Here is a 4,927-nt window from a genome sequence, read left to right on the forward strand (position 1 = left end):
AAAACATTCCTCTATTCGAATCCTTTCGTCGTGCTGTTGATTCTGCCTTCCTATGACCTGTTCGGACTATTATGAGAAATGCTATAATTCCATAGTTATGAGTTTTGGTTATTTTTTTCACGTCATTATTGCAAATATAATGAATTTTTATTGGAACGGTGAAATTATCGATGGAAAGCCATTTTATGGAACTGATGTAATGGTTAAGTCTATGTTAATAATACCTATATGCCTACTAATAGGAATGATAGGCTTTTGGTTACTTAAAGTTATAAGCTGTAAAAAGAGCTAAGCAGATTTAGATGATTAATATAGTATTGTTTTTTATAACTAAAGTATCTATAATCCTAAATTTTAGCTGAGATTCATGTTGCAGAGGAATTTTTTAATCTGGTTGTTGACGTCACTGTTTTATGCATACCAATATATATTACGCGTAATTCCAAACATAATTGCGCCTGAATTAATAACAAAATTTAACATAAGTATTGCAGATGTTGGCCAGTTTGGTGGGTTATACTATGTAGGCTATACGCTAGCTCATATACCTATTGGTCTTTTCCTTGATAGATTTGGACCAAAGTTTGTTTTACCTGCTTGTACCGTTTTGACATTTACCGGAACACTACCGCTTATATGCTTTGATGAGTGGAGTTATTCAATAATTGGAAGAATAATTGTGGGAATTGGGTCATCCGCTTCGGCAATTGGAATCTTTAAAGTTGCAAGCATGTATTTTGTGCAAGAAAAATCAGCAAGAATGGCCAGCTTATCTATAATTATAGGAATTTTGGGAGGGATATGTGGCGGGTTACCTTTAGATTTCTTACTCGATAAATTTGGCTGGAATTATGTTATCTATACATTCTCAGCATTTGGGTGTTTACTTGCTCTGTTGCTGTTCTTAGTAACGCCTGAAAGCAATGCTCAACAGGAAAAAGTTAGCATTAGAGACTTAAAAAACATACTTTTCAACAAGCATATTATTCTAATTAGCTTTTTTGGTGGACTCATGGTAGGTCCAATGCAAGGTTTTGCCGATGGTTGGGTGAAAGCATTCTTTTTTGAAGTATATAAAATGAATGAAGACTTGGCATCTTCTCTCTCTTCCGTAATATTGATAGGAATGTTAATAGGATCATTCTCTTTGGCTTATTTATTGGAAAAATATAAAAATAAGCATTATGAAGTAATAATTGCATGCTCATTTGCAATGATCGCTAGTTTTCTTTTGCTTTTTACTCAGATTGGTGGCTTGTATGTTGTATTACCTACGCTTTTTATTATTGGCTTCACATCTGGATATCAGGTGTTTACCATTTACAAAGCGATAAGTTATGTAAATAATAACTTAGTAGGCCTGGCTACAGCTGTGTCAAACATGATAGTTATGGTTTTTGGCTATTTTTTTCACACTGGGATCGCAAAAATAGTAGATTTGTGTTGGGATAGAACAATAATACAAGGAAATCCTGTGTATGGTGCTGAATTGCTGATAAAAGCAACATCAGTTATTCCTGTATGTTTGCTGGTGGCTGTTTTTGGGCTCTTATGGTTAAAAAATAAAGATTTTAGAGAAGTTGATTGTAATAAGTAGATAATTTATCGAAGGCTCGTATGATAAAATCGTTAGATGTACTAATTTAAGGCTCTTGTTATTATGAAATATAATACTTTATTTTACTTTGATATTTTTGTTTTAATTGTAATTGGGTTTTATTAGGTGGTAGGTATGTCGAAAAGTAATTTTTTTGTATGGTTGATAGTATCTCTTTTCTACGCATACCAGTATGTGTTACGTGTCATGCCAAACATAATTGCGCCTGTATTAATAACAAAATTTAATATAAGCATTGCAGATTTAGGGCAATTTAATGGTCTCTACTATGTGGGATTTACACTAGTTCATATCCCTGTTGGTCTTTGTTTTGATAGATTCGGTCCAAAAATTGTTTTACCTGTTTGTGCTGTCTTGGTATCTATTGGAACATTACCTCTTGTGTGCTTTGATGAGTGGTATTATTCAGTATTAGGTAGAATAATTGTTGGGATTGGCTCGTCTGCGTCAGTAATAGGAGTATTTAAAGTTGCCAGTATGTATTTTTCGCGAGAAAAATCAGCAAAAATGGCAAGCATATCTGTTATTATAGGGCTATTAGGGGCAATATATGGTGGTCTACCAATAGAACTTTTGCTTGATGAGTTTGGTTGGAATTATGTAATTTATATTCTTTCAGGGTTTGGTTTCTTACTCGCTTTATCTTTATTTTTAGTTATTCCTTACAATGCTTACAACTTTCGAAAAGAAAAAATTAGCATGAAGGATCTAAAAACTGTGCTTTTCAATAAATATATCGTTCTAATTAGTTTTTTTGGTGGCTTAATGGTAGGTCCACTAGAAGGTTTTGCTGATGCTTGGACAAAAGCTTTTTTATGTGAGGTATATCAAATGGCCGGTGATCTAGTGTCTTCAATTTCTTCTGTTATATATGTAGGATTTGCAGCTGGATTGCTCTCTTTTGCTCACATATTAGAAAAATATCCAAATAGACATTATGAAGTTATTATTGTCTGTTCCTTTGCAATGATTGCTAGTTTCCTTTTACTTTTTACACAGGCTGGCGGATTGTATATTGTATTGCCTGCACTTCTTGTTATAGGTTTCGCTTCTGGATATCAAATAGTAACACTGTACAAAGCATTAAGTTATGTAAATAATAACTTAATAGGATTAACTACAGCTGTATCAAATATGATAGTTATGGTTTTTGGCTACCTCTTTCACACTGGAATTGCGAAGGTAATAGGTTCTTATTGGGATAAAGCGATTATACAAGGAAATCCTGTGTATGGTGCTGAATTGCTGATAAAAGCAACATCTATTATTCCTGTATGTTTGCTAATAGCTGTTTTTGGGCTCTTATGGTTAAAAAAGCAGGATAAGCAGTCTTAAAATTGCTTGTGCATCTTAAAATTAAAGCGAGGTTTGATCTATGATGAGTGTTTTAAAAAAAATCTGTAGCTCTAAAAATAGTTTAAAGTCTTTTGATAACGAGGTTTATCAGTCTATAGAAAAAGAATTGCAACGCCAAAGATCACAACTGCAACTAATTGCATCAGAAAATTTTGCAAGCAAAGCGGTAATGGAGGCACAAGGCTCTTTTCTGACTAATAAATATGCAGAAGGTTATCCAGGCAGAAGATATTACTGTGGTTGTGAGCATGTGGACAAAGTTGAAAGTCTGGCTATAGAAAGACTTTGTAAGTTGTTTGGTGTAAAATTTGCAAATGTTCAGCCTCACTCTGGTTCTCAGGCAAATCAAGCAGTGTTTGCTTCACTGCTTACTCCAGGTGATACAATACTTGGATTGTCACTGAGTTGCGGTGGGCATCTAACTCATGGTGCGGCACCAAGCCTTTCTGGTAAATGGTTTAAGTCAATTCAATATACAGTGAATAAAGACACTTACTTGCTGGATATGGATGAGATAGAAAAGCTGGCGCTGGAGCATAAACCGAAATTGATCATAGCTGGTGCTTCTGCTTATCCGAGAAAAATGGACTTCAAACGCTTTCGCGAAATTGCAGATAAAGTTGGTGCTTATTTGCTTGCAGACATTGCTCACTATGCAGGGCTTATTGCAACGGGCGAATATCCATCCCCTGCTGAATATGCACATGTTATGACTTCCACGACTCACAAAACTTTGCGTGGTCCTCGTGGTGGAATAGTGATGACCAATGATGAAGCATTACACAAAAAAATTCAATCCGCAGTTTTTCCAGGATTGCAGGGCGGGCCACTTATGCATGTGATAGCTGCAAAAGCTGTTGCATTTAAAGAAGCGTTAGCGCCAGAGTTTAAAACTTATAGCAAGAAAGTCGTGGAAAATGCGAAAGTACTAGCTCAAGAATTGCAAAAGCATGGACTCGACATTATAACCGGCGGCACTGACTCTCATATAGTGCTAGTTGACTTAAGATCGCAGAAATTAACTGGAAAAGACGTTGTAGATAGCCTTGAGAGGGCTGGCATTACCTGCAATAAAAACTCTGTGCCATTTGACACAGAAAAACCAACCATCACTTCAGGGCTCCGTTTTGGCACCGCTGCTGAGACAACACGCGGACTTGAGGCAGAAAATTTTAAAGAGATAGCTGGTCTAATAAATGAAGTAATTCAAGGATTAATCAGCGGAAATAGCTCAAGTGTCGAAAAAGCAGTAAAAGCTAAAGTTGAAAGGATTTGTAGTAATTTTCCTATTTATTAATTTATGTGGTGTCATCCAAGTAGCTGGTAGAAACGAAAAAACTTACTTGACACCCTTCGCCAGCCCTCTTATCATGAAACTGAAGGTATTCATTTATCTTCAATCTGTGCAGATTAAACGACAACAGTATTACGTAATTGGCGTCTTATTTTTAATTTTTTGCACTATGCGCACCCTACGTCTTCACAACATTTCTGGGTTTTTACCTATATAAGCTGAAACGCGCTTATAAAGCGTTTAAGACAGTATAGCACACCAATTTGCAGGATTAGAGAGTGACAACTAGCTAATACGGGATTTCTTTTGCCTTTTTTTCTGCTTAGTAAATTTCTTAAACATTTAAACTAAGATGAGTTGCATTTAAAAGCAGCTAAATTGCAGTGTTTAAGACTTAAAAAACGCCAATACTGAAAATAGACAATGACTAGGGCTTCTTTTGCCTTTTTTTCGTTTGGTAAATTTCTTAATATTTGTAGCTAACATGAACAAACATTTGAGAGTAACTTCTGCTAGTAGGGTGTCATCCCAGTGCTTGACACTGCTCTCCTTTGTCATCCCAGTGCCCAGACACTGGGATGGCTTTGTTGCATCGCTACTTATGAAAGGCTAACTATAATTAGGATTATAAGCAACTTATTGAAAATCTTGTTTTTTTG

At 35.5% G+C, this 4,927-nt stretch carries 4 protein-coding genes; all 4 read left to right on the forward strand.

Going from position 1 to position 4,927, the window contains the following annotated elements; all coding sequences use genetic code 11:
- Positions 1–367 precede the first annotated feature (367 nt).
- A complete protein-coding gene (locus tag OZD66_RS05270) occupies positions 368–1,597 on the forward strand; it encodes an MFS transporter (RefSeq protein ID WP_182367760.1) in 1,230 nt (409 codons plus the stop codon).
- A 135-nt stretch (positions 1,598–1,732) separates the two neighbouring features.
- On the forward strand, positions 1,733–2,953 hold the full coding sequence (locus OZD66_RS05275) for an MFS transporter (RefSeq protein WP_182367763.1): 1,221 nt from the start codon (positions 1,733–1,735) through the stop codon (positions 2,951–2,953).
- Between the two features lie 40 nt (positions 2,954–2,993).
- On the forward strand, positions 2,994–4,271 hold the full coding sequence (gene glyA / locus OZD66_RS05280; RefSeq protein WP_182367766.1) for a serine hydroxymethyltransferase: 1,278 nt from the start codon (positions 2,994–2,996) through the stop codon (positions 4,269–4,271).
- A gap of 481 nt (positions 4,272–4,752) precedes the next feature.
- On the forward strand, positions 4,753–4,881 hold the full coding sequence (locus OZD66_RS05285; RefSeq protein ID WP_259348554.1) for a hypothetical protein: 129 nt from the start codon (positions 4,753–4,755) through the stop codon (positions 4,879–4,881).
- Positions 4,882–4,927 lie beyond the last annotated feature (46 nt).

This window comes from Wolbachia endosymbiont of Drosophila baimaii (assembly GCF_028982185.1).
Lineage (GTDB): Bacteria > Pseudomonadota > Alphaproteobacteria > Rickettsiales > Anaplasmataceae > Wolbachia > Wolbachia pipientis.

Excerpts from the sequence above, each read along its gene's own strand:
- OZD66_RS05270 (WP_182367760.1), top strand. The coding sequence starts at position 368 with ATGTTGCAGAGGAATTTTTTAATCTGGTTGTTGACGTCACTGTTTTAT.
- OZD66_RS05275 (WP_182367763.1), top strand. The coding sequence starts at position 1,733 with ATGTCGAAAAGTAATTTTTTTGTATGGTTGATAGTATCTCTTTTCTAC.
- glyA (WP_182367766.1), top strand. The coding sequence starts at position 2,994 with ATGATGAGTGTTTTAAAAAAAATCTGTAGCTCTAAAAATAGTTTAAAG.
- OZD66_RS05285 (WP_259348554.1), top strand. The coding sequence starts at position 4,753 with ATGAACAAACATTTGAGAGTAACTTCTGCTAGTAGGGTGTCATCCCAG.